The following is a 15227-nucleotide window of genomic DNA, read 5'->3' as shown; positions in this document are numbered from 1 at the left end:
ATGTATATACATTATGGACCCATAAGGAAAGGCGTAAAGCTGATGAGTGGGAACAATTCTTCCGAAGATAGCGTGAGATTCGAAGGCAAAACCCGCCTTTGGCGCAATGCCCGTCTCGCGACCTTGAAAGAAGACAGGCCTGGGCTCGGCATTGTCGAGAAGGGTGCGATCCTGATCAAGGATGGCCACATCGTTTTCGCAGGTAGCGAAAGCGATGTGCCTGAGACCGGTGATGCCGAAATCGTCGACCTCGAAGGTCGTTGGGTCACCCCTGGCCTCGTCGATTGCCACACGCACATCGTCCACGGCGGCAACCGTGCTCGCGAATTCGAGATGCGGCTGGAAGGCGCGAGCTACGAAGAGATCGCGCGGGCCGGCGGCGGTATCGTCTCCTCCGTCAACGCGACGCGAGCACTATCCGTCAATGATCTCATCGCGGCTGCCCTGCCGCGCCTCGATACGCTGCTTGCCGAGGGCGTCACCACGATCGAAGTGAAGTCCGGCTATGGCCTAAGCGTCGAATCAGAATTGAAGATGCTGCAAGCCGCTCGTGCGCTGGAAGATGCCCGTCCTGTTCGCGTCGTCACCTCCTATCTCGCCGCGCATGCAACGCCCGCTGAGTACAGGGGCCGCAACGGCGATTACATCACTGACGTCGTCCTATCCGGTCTGGAACAGGCGCGTGCAAAGGGTCTCGTCGACGCCGTCGACGGCTTCTGCGAAGGCATCGCCTTTTCGCCGGCCGAGATCGCCCGCGTCTTCGACCTTGCCAAGTCGCTCGGCATCCCGGTGAAACTGCATGCCGAGCAGCTCTCCAATCTCGGCGGCGCCAAGCTTGCCGCCTCCTATGGCGCTCTCTCCGCCGACCATCTCGAATATCTCGATGAGGACGGCGTGAAGGCCATGGCCGCGGCCGGCACCGTCGCTGTTCTTTTGCCTGGCGCTTTCTATGCCATCCATGAGAAACAGAAACCGCCAGTCAAAGCCCTGCGCGAGACCGGTGTTCCGATCGCCATCGCTACCGACTGCAATCCGGGCACCTCGCCGTTGACTTCGATGCTGCTGACGATGAACATGGCGGCGACCCTCTTCGGCCTGACGGTCGAGGAATGCATCGCAGGCGCCACCCGTGAGGGCGCCCGGGCGCTCGGCCTGCTTTCCAAGACCGGTACGCTAGGGGCTGGCAAATCTGCCGATTTCGCCATTTGGGACATCGAAAGTCCTGCCGAGCTTGTCTATCGCATCGGCTTCAATCCGCTCCATGCCCGCGTCTTCAAGGGAGAAAAATTCGACCGATGACCGTCACTCTCCATCCTGGCTCCGTGTCGCTGAAACAATTGGCTGCAATCTACTGGACCGGCGAGCCTGCCAAGCTTGATGCCTCCTTTGATGCCGGTATCGTCAAAGCCGCTGCCCGTATCGCCGGGATCGCCGCTGGCAATGCGCCGGTCTACGGCATCAATACCGGCTTCGGCAAACTGGCCTCGATCAAGATCGATAGCGCCGATGTGGCCATCCTACAGCGCAATCTCATCCTCTCGCATTGCTGCGGCGTCGGCCAACCGTTGCCGGAGAACGTCGTTCGCCTGATCATGTCGCTGAAGCTGGTCTCGCTCGGCCGCGGTGCCTCCGGCGTACGCCTGGAGCTAGTAAGGTTGATCGAGGCGATGCTCGCGAAGGGAGTCGTGCCGGTCATCCCCGAAAAGGGTTCCGTCGGCGCCTCCGGCGATCTCGCGCCGCTCGCGCACATGACGGCTGTGATGATGGGCCATGGCGAAGCATTTTATGCCGGAGAGCGGCTGGATGGCGCCGCGGCGCTGAAAAAGGCCGGACTGACGCCGGTCGTGCTTGCTGCCAAGGAAGGTTTGGCGCTGATCAATGGTACGCAGGTGTCAACGGCGCTTGCACTGGCCGGCCTCTTCCGCGCCCATCGCGCCGCGCAGGCAGCACTGATCACCGGCGCCATGTCGACCGACGCCGCCATGGGGTCATCCGCGCCGTTCCATCCGGATATCCACACGCTGCGCGGCCACAGGGGCCAGATCGACACCGCCGCTGCTCTTCGCGGCCTGCTCGCCGGTTCGGTCATTCGCGAGAGTCATATCGAAGGCGACGAGCGCGTCCAGGATCCCTATTGCATCCGCTGCCAGCCTCAGGTCGACGGCGCCTGCCTTGACCTGCTGCGCTCAGTCGGCCGCACGCTGCAAATCGAAGCCAACGCGGTCACCGACAACCCGCTTGTCCTGTCCGACAATTCCGTTGTGTCCGGCGGCAATTTCCATGCCGAGCCGGTGGCTTTCGCCGCCGACCAGATTGCCATCGCCGTCTGCGAGATCGGCGCCATCTCGCAGCGCCGCATCGCGCTCTTGGTCGACCCGGCGCTGAGCTATGGCCTGCCGGCCTTCCTTGCGAAAAAGCCCGGTCTGAACTCGGGACTGATGATTGCCGAAGTGACGTCGGCCGCGCTGATGAGCGAAAACAAGCAGATGTCGCATCCGGCTTCCGTCGATTCGACGCCGACGTCAGCCAATCAGGAAGACCATGTGTCCATGGCCTGTCATGGCGCCCGCCGGCTCCTGCAAATGACCGACAATCTCTTTGGCATCATCGGCATCGAGGCGTTGACCGCGGCGCAAGGCGTCGAGCTGCGCGCGCCGTTGACCACCAGCCCCGAACTGACGCTTGCCATCGCCACCATCCGCGCCGCCGTGCCCACGCTCGATGAAGACCGCTATATGGCAAACGACCTCAAGGCTGCGAGCGACCTCATCGCCTCAGGCGCACTCAACGCATCCGTATCCGCCGGCATCCTGCCCTCTCTGGAGATATGACATGACCAATCCACGCCATAATATCCGTGAAATCCGTGCGCCGCGCGGCCCGGAACTCAACGCCAAGAGCTGGATGACCGAAGCGCCGCTGCGGATGCTGATGAACAATCTCGATCCTGACGTTGCGGAAAATCCGAACGAGCTCGTCGTCTATGGCGGTATCGGCCGCGCCGCCCGCACGTGGGATGATTTTGACCGCATTGCCGCGACGCTGAAGACCCTGACCGAGGAAGAGACGCTGCTGGTGCAGTCCGGCAAGCCGGTCGGTGTCTTCCGAACTCACAAGGACGCGCCGCGCGTGCTGATCGCCAATTCCAATCTGGTGCCGCATTGGGCGACCTGGGATCACTTCAATGAGCTGGATAAGAAGGGCCTCGCCATGTACGGCCAGATGACGGCCGGCTCGTGGATCTATATCGGCACGCAGGGCATCGTGCAGGGCACCTTCGAGACCTTCGCCGAGGCCGGCCGCCAGCATTACGGCGGCAACCTCAAGGGCAAGTGGATCCTGACCGGTGGCCTCGGCGGCATGGGCGGCGCGCAGCCGCTGGCGGCCGTCATGGCCGGCGCTTGCTGCCTCGCCGTCGAATGCGACGAAACCCGCATCGATTTCCGCCTGCGCACTCGCTATGTCGACGAGAAGGCGAAGACGCTCGACGAAGCGCTTGCCATGATCGACAAGTGGACGAAGGCCGGCGAAGCCAAGTCTGTCGGCCTGCTCGGCAATGCTGCCGAAATCTTCCCGGAACTGGTGAAGCGCATGAAGGCCGGCGGCCCGCGTCCGGATATCGTCACCGACCAGACCTCCGCCCACGATCCGCTGAACGGCTACCTGCCGATCGGCTGGACTGTGGCCGAAGCGAAGGCCAAACGCGAGAGCGATCCGAAGGCTGTGGAGGCCGCTGCTCGCGCCTCGATGAAGGTGCATGTCGAAGCCATGGTCGCCTTCTGGAATGCCGGCGTGCCGACGCTCGACTACGGCAACAACATCCGCCAGGTCGCCAAGGATGAGGGCTTCGAAAACGCCTTCGCCTTCCCGGGCTTCGTACCGGCCTATATCCGTCCACTCTTCTGCCGCGGTATCGGTCCCTTCCGTTGGGCCGCGCTCTCGGGCGATCCGGAGGATATCTACAAGACCGACGCCAAGGTGAAGGAATTGCTGCCGGACAACAAGCATCTGCACAACTGGCTGGACATGGCACGCGATCGCATCGCCTTCCAGGGCCTGCCGGCGCGCATCTGCTGGGTCGGCCTAGGCGATCGCCACCGTCTCGGCCTCGCCTTCAACGAGATGGTCAGGAATGGCGAGCTGAAGGCGCCCGTCGTCATCGGCCGCGACCATCTGGACTCCGGCTCGGTCGCCTCGCCGAACCGCGAGACGGAGGCGATGAAGGACGGCTCGGATGCCGTTTCCGATTGGCCGCTGCTCAACGCGCTGCTGAACACTGCATCCGGTGCTACCTGGGTGTCGCTGCATCATGGCGGCGGGGTCGGCATGGGCTTTTCCCAGCACTCCGGCATGGTCATCTGCGCCGACGGTACGGATGATGCGGCGCGGCGCCTGGAGCGCGTTCTCTGGAACGACCCGGCGACCGGCGTCATGCGCCACGCCGATGCCGGCTACGAGATCGCCATTGATTGCGCCAAGGAGCAGGGCCTGCGCCTGCCGGCAATCCTGGGGAACTGAGATGAAGCTGCTGCGCGCCAGTGACCATAAGCGCATGCCCTGGAAAAACGGCGGCGGCGAAACGGTGGAGATCGCCGTTTCGCCCGAAGGCGCTGGGCTTGCCGAATTCGACTGGCGCGTCAGCATGGCGACCGTTGCCACGGACGGGCCGTTCTCGGTCTTTCCAGGCATAGATCGCACGCTATCCATTCTCGATGGCGAGGGGATGACCCTCTTCATCGAGGGGCACAGGCCCGTCCGGCTCGTGCAGGAGAGCGATCCACTATCTTTCCCCGCCGATGCGCCGACTTCGGCAACTTTGATCGACGGGAAGATCACGGATCTCAACGTGATGACGCAGCGGGGTCGCTTCACGCATTCGGTGCAGCGCGTTTCTGTTGATGGAAACAGCGAAGTCGAGTTGAAGGGCGGGACCAGCCTTGTCCTTTGCCATCGCGGAGATGTCGAGATCGATGGTGCGGCGCTTGCCGCGGGTGATTGCCTGCTTGTCTCGAACGAAGTCGCCACGCGGCGCTCGATCTCAGGCAAGGCGCAGCTATTTTGCATCGCTGTTGAGGCAATATAGTCGGCTATCAACTGCTCTTTGACTTGACACGGACATACCTCGGTTATCCTATTCCCGCGCCGCAGAGAGGATACCTGTATGAGCGACGATCATATCCCCGCCGACAGCAAGCTCACCACGTCCAAACGCCGCTGGGCGGCCGAGGGCAAGTTTCTGACGGGGCGCATCAGCCGGCCCGAGGCCGAGCGCTTGCCGCCGGGGCAGCATCTCGTCAAGAATTGGCCGGTGCTCGATCTCGGTGTGCAGCCGCAAGTTTCCTTGTCGAGCTGGCGGCTCGATGTGCTCGGCTTTGTGGAAACGCGGCTCAGCCTCGATTGGACCGTTTTCCAGGCGATCGCGCAAAGCACCCGTGTCAGTGATATTCATTGCGTGACGACCTGGTCGCGTTATGACAACAGGTGGGAAGGGGTTTCGACGCGCGATCTGCTGGATCTCGCCATGCCGACGGCCGAGGCGCATCATGTTCTGCTGACGAGCTTTGACGGCTATACCACCAACCTGCCCCTTTCGGATTTTGCGGCCGAAGATGCGATCCTCGCCACCGCCTGGGAAGGCCAGCCTCTGACGCGTGAGCATGGCGGTCCGATGCGTCTTGTCGTGCCGCATCTTTATTTCTGGAAGAGCGCCAAGTGGCTGAGCCGCATCGAGCTCATCGGCGCCGATAGGGCCGGCTTCTGGGAGAAAAACGGCTATCACATGTATGGCGATCCCTGGCGGGAGCAACGCTATTCGGACGACTAAGGTCTCGGCTGTTGCCTGTTGCTCCGCGATTTTTGACACCGTAAAGGTTGATTACGGCTTTGCAACCGGCGGCAATGGGCGTATGCATTGATCATATGAATGATGTCGGATTTATCCGGCGAGCCACAAACGCCATTCCCCGAAATCCGATGCTATGACCGCCGTTCAGACCACAGGGCAGCCATCCGAAGAAAGTTTCGGCCGGCAATCCCGCATTATCGCCTTCGTCGTCGCCGTCTCCTTCTTCATGCAGGTCCTGGATGGCACGATCGTCACGACCTCTCTGCCGCAGATGGCAGCGAGCTTCGGCGTCGAGCCGGTCGCGATGAGCATCGGCATCACGGTCTATCTGCTGACCATGTCGGCCTTCGTGCCGCTGGCGGGTTGGGCCGGCGACCGCTACGGCGCCCGCCGGGTATTTTTGGCATCGATCACCATCTTTACCGTCGCGTCGCTGTTTTGCGGCCTGTCCGGCAATCTGACCGAATTCGTCTTCGCCCGCGCCGTGCAAGGTGTCGGCAGCGCGCTGATGACGCCAGTCGGCCGTATCATCGTCCTGCGCAGCGCTCGCAAATCCGATCTCGTGCATGCCATGTCGATGATCACCTGGCCGGCATTGACCGCGCCGGTCCTCGGCCCCGTCCTCGGCAGCTACATCACCACCTATCTGACCTGGCATTGGAACTTTCTGATCAACATCCCGATCGGCATCGTCGGGTTGGGCCTCGTCCTGCGTTTCGTGCCGGACCAGCGCGAAGAGAAGGTCGCAAGGCTCGACCTCGCCGGCTTCCTCCAGTCGGCGGCGGGCCTGACGTTTCTGCTTGCCGGCCTCGAATTCGTCGTCCATGGGACCACCGGCCTCGCGGCCAGCGTCGGCCTGATTGCCGCCGGCGTCGTCTTTTCCATCATCGCCACCAGACATTTTCTGAGAGTCGAGGCACCGCTGCTCGATCTCTCCGCCTTCAAGATCCAGACCTTCGCATTGGCGACGCTTTCGGCCGGCACGGCGAGCCGCGTGGCGATCAATGCCACGCCCTTTCTGCTGCCGCTGCTCTTCCAGGTCGGCTTCGGACTGACGGCGATCAACGCCGGCACTTATCTGCTGTTTTATTTCGCTGGCAATCTCGGCATGAAGGCGATCACGACGCCGACGCTGAAGGCTTTCGGTTTCCGTAGCGTACTCGTCGTCAATGGCCTGATCTCGTCTGCGAGTATCGCCTGCTTCGCGCTGCTGTCGCCGTCGACTCCCGATTGGCTAACCTATATCCTCCTGCTTTGCGCCGGCCTGTCCCGCTCGATGAATTTCACCGCACTAAACACGCTTGCCTTCGCAGATATCCACGCGACGCAACGCAGTTCCGCTTCGACGCTTTCGAGCATGCTGCAGCAGGTTTCGCTGCTGCTGGGCGTCGCTGTCGGTGCCGCAATGCTCAACCTCTCGCGCACGGTTTACGGCGGCGCGACGCTCTCTCCGGTCGATTTCCGCTGGGCCTTCATCGTCGTCGCGCTGATCGGCGTCGTCTCATCATTGCGCTTCCTCCACCTGCCGCACGATGCGGGCGCGGAAGTGTCGCGGCATAACGCACGAACATAGTCGACGCGTCCTTGATATGGGCAAGATGTTCTATATATCTACATCTATCGGTATAGACGGAGAGGTATAGATATGGCCTTCTCGATCAAGGACGAGGCTACCGACGCTGCGGTGCGACGCTTGGCCAAACTGAAGAACAAGAGCCTGACGGACACTATTCGCGAGGCGGTGGAACACGAATATCAACGCGACCGCGCCGCTATTCCTCTGGCCGAGCGTCTGAGGCGGCTTCAGGGACATTACGGAGATTATCCTGACACTGGTTTAAAGGCTGACAAAGCTTTTTTCGATGATCTCTCGGGTGATGGCGACTGATGTTCGTCGACGCCTCCGCCATCATTGCGATTATCGGCAATGAAGAAGATGCGCTGTCGCTTTTTGAGCGCGCATCTCACGCAGACACGATCACTGTTTCGCCCATCGTGATCTATGAAGCAAAATTGGGATTGGCGCGAAAAAAAGCCTGTCCCATGGACTATGCCGAAGAACTCGTTGACGGGTTTGCTGAAGAGTGTCGTGCGCGAATAATCGCGATCGACGAGGATATCGGACGCCGGGCGATTGCCGCGTTCGTGCGCTACGGCAAAGGCCGCCACGAGGCCAGTTTGAACATGGGCGACTGCTTCGCCTATGCTTGCGCGCAGGCTTACGATTTGCCCTTGTTGTTTAAGGGTAATGATTTTGTTCACACTGATGTAATTGTGGCCTGATCGTCCATCAAACTAGCGTGACGCCTGACCATATGAGGGTGTAAACTACTTTTACAATTCTCATATAAAATCAAATCGGTTCAACTTCATAGGAGGCGTGTCATGCTCAAGGCTCTCACCATCTCAGCTCTCGTCGTTGGCTTGTCCAGTGCCGCTATGGCTGCCCCCGTTCACAAGCATCGCGCCACCAACTTCAAGGCGGAGGCAATCCAGGCCGATGTCGGCAATATCGACCATTCCAAGGACGCGATCCTTCCGGATGGGACAATCAATACCGACCCATCCGTAATCGGCCCGGGCCGTTCTGACGATTACATCAGTCGGTTGCAATGCGCCACCACGCCGAATGCGATGGTAAGCGCTTACACCTACAGTTCCTCCCTAGGGTGCCCGTAACCGCGACACCATCACGGGCGGCCCTAAAGCGCATCGCGTTCTTCAGGATTCGCACCTTGCGTTTTAGGCTCCCGATGTTGGGCGTGTCGCTGTCGTAAAACCGCCGCGCACTTTAGGCCGCTTCGATATCGGTTTGGGCGAAGCCGTCACTCCTAGAGAGCAGGGCTTGGCGATAATAGCGAGCGCAGGCATAAGTCATGCAGTCGTTGAGGCTGAGAGCCGCCGGATGGCGGCCCTCTCCGTAACGCCCGTGGACTTCGATCGCCTGAAACGCAGCGCGTGGGGGAATTGCCAGAAGCTGAATATTCATCAGTCCCAGAAAGGCCCGAACCGCGTCACCGGCGTCTGCGGGCGTCATGCCGAGGCGGGCTGCGACTTCGATTGCAGCCTGGGCGGCTGCCAAGGGTGACGTCATGCGCGTCGTCACAGCCTGCATGCGGGCGGCGAAGTTACGCGCCTCTTCCTCGTCGGTCATCATTGCGGAAAGCACCGAAGCATCGACGAACATCAGGCATCTTCTCCCGGAAGAGTACCGGCCGTCTCTTTGCCGGCTGCCTTTTGCTTCAGATTGCGACAGAAAGCGACGGCGACATCGGCAAGCGACGGCTTGGCAAGCTCCTCGTCCAGTGCTCTCTGCAATGCCAGTCGCACAGCTTCGGTTTTGGTGGAGGTTTTCGTCAGCGCCTGGTAGCGCCGCGCCAACCGGTCGATGGCATCGTCTTTGATGTAAAGCGGCATGGGATATCCGTTTATTGAGTTGTGGATATCCATAGTTCATGTCGACGACGAGGACAATCATTCCGGCGATTCGAAGTCGAGCAATAGCGGATGTTTTTGTCCGAAGAAATGTTTCTAACATATTTACATGACGAACATCATTTAACGTGATAGCAATAACCCCGATCACTTAACTTGCAGACCGCGAGGAACCGTCATGTCCGTTGCTGATCCTGTCGTTATCGTCTCCGCTACCCGTACGCCGCTCGGCCGTTTCCAAGGTGAGTTGTCGCCGTTGCAGGCGCCGGAGCTTGGTTCCCATGTCATCCGTGCCGCTTTGGAACGTGCCGGATTGTCCGCGGAAAAGGTGGACGAGGTGCTGTTCGGCTGCGTCCTGCCGGCGGGCCAGGGGCAGGCGCCTGCGCGGCAGGCAGCCCGAGGCGCAGGATTGCCGGATGCGGTGGGCGCCACCACGATCAACAAGGTTTGCGGTTCGGGCATGAAGGCGACCATGCTGGCGCATGACCTGATCCTTGCCGGTTCCGCCTCCATCGCGGTCTCCGGCGGCATGGAGTCGATGTCGAACGCACCCTACATGCTCGCCAAGGCAAGGAGCGGCTACCGGGTGGGCCACGATCGCATCTTCGATCACATGATGCTCGATGGGCTGGAAGATGCCTATGAAAAAGGCCGCTCGATGGGCGATTTCGGCGAGATGGCCGTCGAAGCCTATCAGTTCAGCCGCGACGATCAGGATGCCTATGCTGTCGAGACGCTGACACGTGCGCGCAAGGCGATCGAAACCGGGGCCTTCGAGGCCGAGATCACGCCGATTTCCGTTGCTGCCAAGGGCGGCCCGGTGACAATTGCCAAGGACGAGCATCCGCAGAAGGTCTCACCGGAAAAGATTCCGACGCTGAAGCCCGCGTTCCGCAAGGACGGTACGATCACTGCGGCCAGCGCATCGGCCAATGCGGATGGTGCGGCCGCCCTGGTCCTGACGCGGCGCTCGATCGCCGAGCGCGAAGGTCTGCCGATCCTCGCCGAGATCAAGGCACATGCCACCCACAGCCAGGAGCCCGCCTGGTACACAACCGCGCCGATCCCGGCGATCCGCAAAGTATTGGATAAGACCGGCTGGAAGGTCGGCGATGTCGATCTTTTCGAGATCAACGAAGCCTTCGCCGTCGTCGCCATGGCCGCCGCCAAGGATCTTGGCATCGACCGCGACCGCCTCAACATCAACGGCGGCGCTTGTGCCCTCGGTCATCCCATTGGCGCCACTGGCGCGCGTCTGATCGTGACGCTGCTGCATGCGCTGGAGCGCCAGGGCGCGACGCGGGGTATCGCCGCGCTCTGCATCGGTGGTGGTGAGGCTACGGCGATTGCGGTGGAGCGGGTGAACTGATTTGGTGCGAATGATAGGGCGGCGAATTCGCAGGTCTATCTCGCCCTTGGCGGGCGAGAAAGCAATTTCACTGGTTTAGAAATTGCGATACCGAAAGTCCTACATGCTCGAAACCCGGCGCAATTTCTAAGCCATTGAAATTGCAAGAGCGGGGGGTTTGTTTCTTGCTCAACTTTGCAGGGGAGTTCGGTGAGTTCCCACCTACCCCCTCTCTTGCAAAAACTAAGACTTAGACAAGGGACGAGCCCTTATCTAAGCCCAAGTTTTTGCTTTCTCGCCCGCCAAGGGCGAGAAAAGACCTCACCCTTCCGACAACTCTTCCAGGATCGGGCAATCCGGCCGCTCGTTGCCATGGCACGCATGCACCAGATGCTCCAGCGTGCGGCGCAGTTCGGTCAGTTCGCGGATCTTGCGGTCGATCTCGGTGAGCTTCGACGTGGCGATCTCCTTGACGTCGGCGCTGGCGCGGCTCTTGTCTTCGTAAAGCGCCAGCAGTTGCCGGCACTCGTCGACGGAGAAGCCCAGGCTGCGGGAGCGGTGCAGGAAGCGCAGCTTGTGCACGTCGCCGGAGCCGTAGTCGCGGTAGCCGTTGTCACCGCGATCGGGGCGGACTAGGCCAATATCCTCGTAATAGCGGATCGTCTTGGCCGGCAGGCCGGAACGGCCCGATGCTTCGCCGATATTCATGTGAACTCTCCTTATTTGGCCAGTCTCAGCCGCAGCGCATTGGCGATGACCGAGACCGAGGACAGGCTCATGGCGGCCGCCGCGATCATCGGCGACAGCAGCAGGCCGAAGACCGGGTAGAGCACGCCTGCTGCCAGCGGCACGCCGAGTGCATTGTAGCCGAAGGCGAAGGCAAGGTTCTGCTTGATGTTGCGGATCGTGGCTTCCGAAAGATGCCGGGCCCGGACGATGCCGTTGAGGTCGCCCTTCACCAGGGTGATACCGGCACTTTCCATGGCAACATCGGCGCCGGTGCCCATGGCAATGCCGACATCGGCGGCCGCTAGTGCCGGCGCGTCGTTGACGCCGTCGCCGGCCATGGCGACCACATTGCCCTTGGCCCGCAGCTCGTCGATCAGCGCTTTCTTGCCTTCCGGCAACATATCGGCCCGCACTTCATCGATGCCGAGATGCGCGGCGACGGCCTTGGCGGTCTGGGTATTGTCGCCGGTCGCCATGATGATTTTCAAGCCGCTGTCGTGCAGCGCCTTGATGGCGGCCGATGTTGTCGGCTTGATCCGGTCGGCGACGGCAACGAGGCCGGCCAATTGACCGTCGAAGGCGACGAACATCACGGTCTTGCCATCACCGCGCAGGCGCTCGGTCTCCGCTTGCAGCGCGTCAGTCGACACGCCGAGATCGGCCATCATTGCGGCATTGCCGAGGGCGACCGCCGTATCGCCGGCGTTGCCCTCCACGCCCTTGCCGGTCTTTGCCGCGAAGCCGGATATATCGACAAGGCTTGCGCCGCGCTCCTGTGCGCCGGCGACGATCGCCTCGGCCAGCGGATGTTCGGAGCCGCGTTCCAGGCTTGCCGCGAGCGACAGCAGCTGGGCCTCGTCCACGCCGGCGGCAGGGATGATATCGGTCAGGTTCGGTTTGCCTTCGGTCAATGTGCCGGTCTTGTCGACGATCAGCGTGTCGACCTTGGCGAAGCGCTCCAGCGCCTCGGCGTCGCGCACCAGCACGCCTTCCTGCGCGCCCCGGCCGGTGGCGATCATGATCGACATCGGCGTCGCAAGCCCCAATGCACAGGGGCAGGCGATGATCAGGACGGCGACGGCGGCAAGCAGGGCATGCGCCAGCCTCGGCTCGGGTCCGACAAAGGCCCAGACCGCAAAGGCGATAATGGCGGCGGCCACGACGGCGGGTACGAAGACGGCGGAAACGCGATCGACCATCGTCTGGATCGGTGCACGAGACCGTTGCGCCTTGGCGACCAGCTCGACAATGCGCGACAACGTCGTTTCCGCGCCGACCTTTTCGGCGATCATGATCAGCGTGCCGTTCTTGTTGATCGTGCCGCCGGTCAACGCATCGCCTTCGGTCTTTTCAACCGGCAGCGGCTCGCCGGTGATCATCGATTCGTCGATGGTCGACTGTCCGTCGGCAACGGAGCCATCCACCGGCACGCGCTCGCCGGGGCGCACGCGCAGCCGGTCGCCGGCCCGGATCTCGTCGACGGGCACATCAGTCTCGCTGCCGTCGGCGCCGATACGGCGGGCGGTCTTAGGCGCTAGGTCGAGTAAGGCGCGGATGGCGGAGCCGGTGCGCTCGCGTGCCTTCAGTTCCAGCACCTGGCCCACAAAAACCAGAGCGACGATGACTGAAGCGGCTTCGAAATAGACTGGCACAGCCTCACCGTGGCCGCGAAAGCTCATCGGGAAAATACCAGGCGCCAGCGTCGCCACGAGGCTGTAGAGATAGGCCGTGCCGACGCCGAGGCCGATTAGCGTCCACATGTTGGGGCTGCGGTTGACGAGCGAATTCCAGGCGCGGCGGAAGAAGGGCAGGGCCGCCCACAGCACCACCGGCGTCGCCAACACCAGCTCGACCCATGTGGCGGTTGGCTCGCCGATCCGGTCGCGCAGCATGAGGCCGAACATTGGCCCCATGCTGAGGATCAGCAGAGGCAGCGATAGCACTGCACTGACCCAGAGGCGGCGCGTGAAATCGATAAGCTCCGGGTTCGGGCCCTCGTCGGCGGCCGGCACGCCCATCGGTTCTAAAGCCATGCCGCACTTGGGGCAATCACCGGGATGGTCGCTGACGACCTCTGGGTGCATCGGGCAGGTATAGAGCGTGCCCTTCGGCATCGGCTTTGGTGGCGGTCGGTTGCCACTGAGATAGGCTGATGGATCCGCCTCGAACTTTGCGTTGCAGCCTGCCGAGCAGAAATAGAATTTCTCGCCTTCATGCTTCATAAAATGCCGCGCGGTGGCGCGATCGACGTCCATGCCACAGACGGGGTCCTTGGCGGTCAGATAGTTTTCAGGCGTTGCCTCGAATTTGTTGCGGCAACCTTCGCTGCAGAAATGAAATGTGTGGCCGTGATAGTCCAGCGACGGTTTGTCCGCCTTGGGATCGACGGTCATGCCGCAGACGGGATCACGGGTAACCGCATCCTGCGCCTCGCCGTAATGATGATGGTGTTGTTGATCGTGGCCATGGCGGCTGTGATCATGTTCGTCATGCAATGTCATAGAGAACTCCAGTGCCCGGAAGCGAGCATCGGGTGAGTTTATGAACCTTCCCGTAACTGGAAGGTCAAGAGAAAAAATAGTGAGGGTGGTCCACAATTGAAAGAGGGCGCTTTCTATCGCGACGCCATTGGCGGTGTTACCTTCCGCAAGACAGAATCAATCATGTGATTCCAATGCGATATGATCTCGCCACCCTGCCGCTGACGACGCTTCTTCCTGCGATGACCAGGTCAGAGGATATGTTGGCGCGTCTGGATGAGCGGGTCTTGCGACATGTCGTCGGCGACGGTTTTCGTGAGCGGGGCCATTTTTTCGATGCTGTCGCCGCGCTCTGGGTTGGTGGCGAGCTGGTGCATATCGAAGATCTGGTGCTGCATGACGCGCATCTGGATGCCCGCGCGCCGACACATGAGTTGACCATTGCCCACGCGGTGCTGCGCGCTCGGCGAAGGCTATGGAACGGCGAGCCGGCCTGGGGGCTGGGAACCGCCGGTCTTGCAGCCCTGCGCGGCGATATCGGCGATGCCGAGGAAAGCGTCACTTTACGTCCCATGCCTGTCGAAACGTCGGAAACTGAAGAGGACGAGGAGGATGATGACGACGATGATTTCGGAATGGATTTTGCCGAGATCGACGCCGTTATCGCCCGCTCCGGCCAAGTGCTGGATGGAAAGATTCCGGAGGTCAAGGCGGTGAACACGGACAATCCGCTCGGCCTGATCCGAGATGACGATTGGGACGAAAACGAGCGGCTGGAGAACTGGCGCGCGGTCATCCATCAGGCCGATCTCCTGCCGCCGGCTTTGGGGGCCGCCGTGCTGTTCGACGCCTGGGAGCGGCTCGAACCGCTGCGGCGGCAACATTGGCTGGGCAGTCAGCTCGTCAGCACCTATCTTCGCAGCCGCGGTAAGGTCACCACACATCTCCTCTGCTTCAATACCGGCCTGAAGTCCGTCCGGCATGAGCGCCGCCGTGCGTCGGATCGCACCACGCGATTGATCGCCTTTCTTGAAGCCATGGCGCTATCTGCCGAGGCGGGCCTGAAGGAGCTCGATCGCCTGTCGCTTGCCAAGATACAGATGGAGGGGCGGTTGAAGGATCGGCGGTCGAGCAGTAGCCTGCCGGGTGTCATCGAGATTGTGCTTTCCCGGCCTATCGTCTCCGCCAGCATGGTTGCCCGCCATGTCGGCGTTACCTCCCGCGGTGCGCTCAATCTGGTGGCCGAACTCGGCGTGCGCGAGATGACCGGACGCGGGCGCTACCGCGGCTGGGGTATCCTTTAGTGCAGCGAGCTCTAGATTGCTCATCTGACGGTCGCGCCGTTGTCCGCCCGGCGGAATGCGGCTAGCCTGGTATTCCCACCTCACGG

The 15227-nt window shown here is 61.6% G+C and carries 15 protein-coding genes; 11 read left to right on the top strand and 4 right to left on the bottom strand.

The features are described from left to right. Nucleotides 1-42 precede the first annotated feature (42 nt). The 9 genes from hutI (at nucleotide 43) to CCGE525_RS20730 (ending at nucleotide 8524) form a co-directional block, all read left to right on the top strand. On the top strand, nucleotides 43-1299 hold the full coding sequence (hutI, locus tag CCGE525_RS20770) for an imidazolonepropionase (protein ID WP_120705942.1): 1257 nt from the start codon (nucleotides 43-45) through the stop codon (nucleotides 1297-1299). Then, nucleotides 1296-2831 (top strand): histidine ammonia-lyase, encoded by a 1536-nt coding sequence (gene hutH / locus CCGE525_RS20765; RefSeq protein WP_120705941.1) that lies wholly within the window; start codon nucleotides 1296-1298, stop codon nucleotides 2829-2831. The genes hutI and hutH overlap by 4 nt, the downstream gene beginning before the upstream one ends. A 1-nt stretch (nucleotide 2832) precedes the next feature. Further along, nucleotides 2833-4518, top strand: coding sequence for a urocanate hydratase (gene hutU, locus CCGE525_RS20760; RefSeq protein WP_120705940.1), 1686 nt, complete (start codon nucleotides 2833-2835; stop codon nucleotides 4516-4518). A gap of 1 nt (nucleotide 4519) precedes the next feature. Beyond that, on the top strand, nucleotides 4520-5083 hold the full coding sequence (locus CCGE525_RS20755) for a HutD/Ves family protein (protein WP_120705939.1): 564 nt from the start codon (nucleotides 4520-4522) through the stop codon (nucleotides 5081-5083). A 78-nt stretch (nucleotides 5084-5161) separates the two neighbouring features. Continuing rightward, nucleotides 5162-5824, top strand: a complete 663-nt coding sequence (locus CCGE525_RS20750) for a sulfite oxidase-like oxidoreductase (protein ID WP_120705938.1) — start codon at nucleotides 5162-5164, stop codon at nucleotides 5822-5824. 154 nt (nucleotides 5825-5978) lie between these two features. Continuing rightward, entirely contained in the window at nucleotides 5979-7418 is a 1440-nt protein-coding gene (locus tag CCGE525_RS20745) for an MFS transporter (protein WP_120705937.1), read from the top strand. Between the two features lie 72 nt (nucleotides 7419-7490). Next, nucleotides 7491-7733 carry a type II toxin-antitoxin system VapB family antitoxin gene (locus tag CCGE525_RS20740; protein ID WP_120705936.1) on the top strand — a complete coding sequence of 81 codons (243 nt, stop codon included), beginning with the start codon at nucleotides 7491-7493 and terminating at the stop codon, nucleotides 7731-7733. Continuing rightward, the gene (locus tag CCGE525_RS20735) at nucleotides 7733-8128 is read left to right on the top strand and encodes a type II toxin-antitoxin system VapC family toxin (protein WP_120705935.1); all 396 of its coding nucleotides are present in this window, start codon (nucleotides 7733-7735) and stop codon (nucleotides 8126-8128) included. Before CCGE525_RS20740 ends, CCGE525_RS20735 begins: the two co-directional genes overlap by 1 nt. A gap of 102 nt (nucleotides 8129-8230) precedes the next feature. Then, entirely contained in the window at nucleotides 8231-8524 is a 294-nt protein-coding gene (locus tag CCGE525_RS20730; RefSeq protein WP_120705934.1) for a hypothetical protein, read from the top strand. Nucleotides 8525-8636: 112 nt separating this feature from the next. Here CCGE525_RS20730 and CCGE525_RS20725 read toward each other — a convergent pair whose 3' ends face one another. Both CCGE525_RS20725 and CCGE525_RS20720 read right to left on the bottom strand, forming a co-directional pair. Next, nucleotides 8637-9032 carry a type II toxin-antitoxin system VapC family toxin gene (locus tag CCGE525_RS20725; RefSeq protein WP_120705933.1) on the bottom strand — a complete coding sequence of 132 codons (396 nt, stop codon included), beginning with the start codon at nucleotides 9030-9032 and terminating at the stop codon, nucleotides 8637-8639. Further along, entirely contained in the window at nucleotides 9032-9262 is a 231-nt protein-coding gene (locus CCGE525_RS20720) for a type II toxin-antitoxin system VapB family antitoxin (RefSeq protein ID WP_120705932.1), read from the bottom strand. The genes CCGE525_RS20725 and CCGE525_RS20720 overlap by 1 nt, the downstream gene beginning before the upstream one ends. Nucleotides 9263-9458: 196 nt before the next feature. On the opposite strand from CCGE525_RS20720, the gene CCGE525_RS20715 reads away from it, so the two are divergent. After that, nucleotides 9459-10649, top strand: a complete 1191-nt coding sequence (locus tag CCGE525_RS20715; protein WP_120705931.1) for an acetyl-CoA C-acyltransferase — start codon at nucleotides 9459-9461, stop codon at nucleotides 10647-10649. 300 nt (nucleotides 10650-10949) lie between these two features. On the opposite strand, the gene cueR is transcribed toward CCGE525_RS20715, so the two are convergent. Beyond that, nucleotides 10950-11336, bottom strand: coding sequence for a Cu(I)-responsive transcriptional regulator (gene cueR, locus CCGE525_RS20710; protein WP_120705930.1), 387 nt, complete (start codon nucleotides 11334-11336; stop codon nucleotides 10950-10952). A gap of 11 nt (nucleotides 11337-11347) precedes the next feature. Continuing rightward, on the bottom strand, nucleotides 11348-13858 hold the full coding sequence (locus CCGE525_RS20705) for a heavy metal translocating P-type ATPase (RefSeq protein ID WP_120705929.1): 2511 nt from the start codon (nucleotides 13856-13858) through the stop codon (nucleotides 11348-11350). Nucleotides 13859-14031: 173 nt separating this feature from the next. Between CCGE525_RS20705 and CCGE525_RS20700 the strand changes: the two genes are divergently transcribed. Then, complete coding sequence (locus CCGE525_RS20700; RefSeq protein ID WP_120705928.1) at nucleotides 14032-15141, top strand: RHE_PE00001 family protein; 1110 nt, start codon at nucleotides 14032-14034, stop codon at nucleotides 15139-15141. Nucleotides 15142-15227: the final 86 nt, after the last annotated feature.

Source organism: Rhizobium jaguaris (assembly GCF_003627755.1).
Lineage (GTDB): Bacteria > Pseudomonadota > Alphaproteobacteria > Rhizobiales > Rhizobiaceae > Rhizobium > Rhizobium jaguaris.
Note: the sequence above shows the minus strand (reverse complement) of the source record. Positions and strands in the feature narration are given on the sequence as shown.

Coding starts and splice junctions, on each gene's coding strand:
- CCGE525_RS20740 (WP_120705936.1), top strand. CDS start 7,491: ATGGCCTTCTCGATCAAGGACGAGGCTACCGACGCTGCGGTGCGACGC.
- hutH (WP_120705941.1), top strand. CDS start 1,296: ATGACCGTCACTCTCCATCCTGGCTCCGTGTCGCTGAAACAATTGGCT.
- CCGE525_RS20730 (WP_120705934.1), top strand. CDS start 8,231: ATGCTCAAGGCTCTCACCATCTCAGCTCTCGTCGTTGGCTTGTCCAGT.
- CCGE525_RS20725 (WP_120705933.1), bottom strand. CDS start 9,032: ATGTTCGTCGATGCTTCGGTGCTTTCCGCAATGATGACCGACGAGGAA.
- CCGE525_RS20700 (WP_120705928.1), top strand. CDS start 14,032: ATGCGATATGATCTCGCCACCCTGCCGCTGACGACGCTTCTTCCTGCG.
- CCGE525_RS20720 (WP_120705932.1), bottom strand. CDS start 9,262: ATGCCGCTTTACATCAAAGACGATGCCATCGACCGGTTGGCGCGGCGC.
- hutU (WP_120705940.1), top strand. CDS start 2,833: ATGACCAATCCACGCCATAATATCCGTGAAATCCGTGCGCCGCGCGGC.
- CCGE525_RS20715 (WP_120705931.1), top strand. CDS start 9,459: ATGTCCGTTGCTGATCCTGTCGTTATCGTCTCCGCTACCCGTACGCCG.
- CCGE525_RS20735 (WP_120705935.1), top strand. CDS start 7,733: ATGTTCGTCGACGCCTCCGCCATCATTGCGATTATCGGCAATGAAGAA.
- CCGE525_RS20750 (WP_120705938.1), top strand. CDS start 5,162: ATGAGCGACGATCATATCCCCGCCGACAGCAAGCTCACCACGTCCAAA.
- cueR (WP_120705930.1), bottom strand. CDS start 11,336: ATGAATATCGGCGAAGCATCGGGCCGTTCCGGCCTGCCGGCCAAGACG.
- CCGE525_RS20705 (WP_120705929.1), bottom strand. CDS start 13,858: ATGACATTGCATGACGAACATGATCACAGCCGCCATGGCCACGATCAA.
- hutI (WP_120705942.1), top strand. CDS start 43: ATGAGTGGGAACAATTCTTCCGAAGATAGCGTGAGATTCGAAGGCAAA.
- CCGE525_RS20745 (WP_120705937.1), top strand. CDS start 5,979: ATGACCGCCGTTCAGACCACAGGGCAGCCATCCGAAGAAAGTTTCGGC.
- CCGE525_RS20755 (WP_120705939.1), top strand. CDS start 4,520: ATGAAGCTGCTGCGCGCCAGTGACCATAAGCGCATGCCCTGGAAAAAC.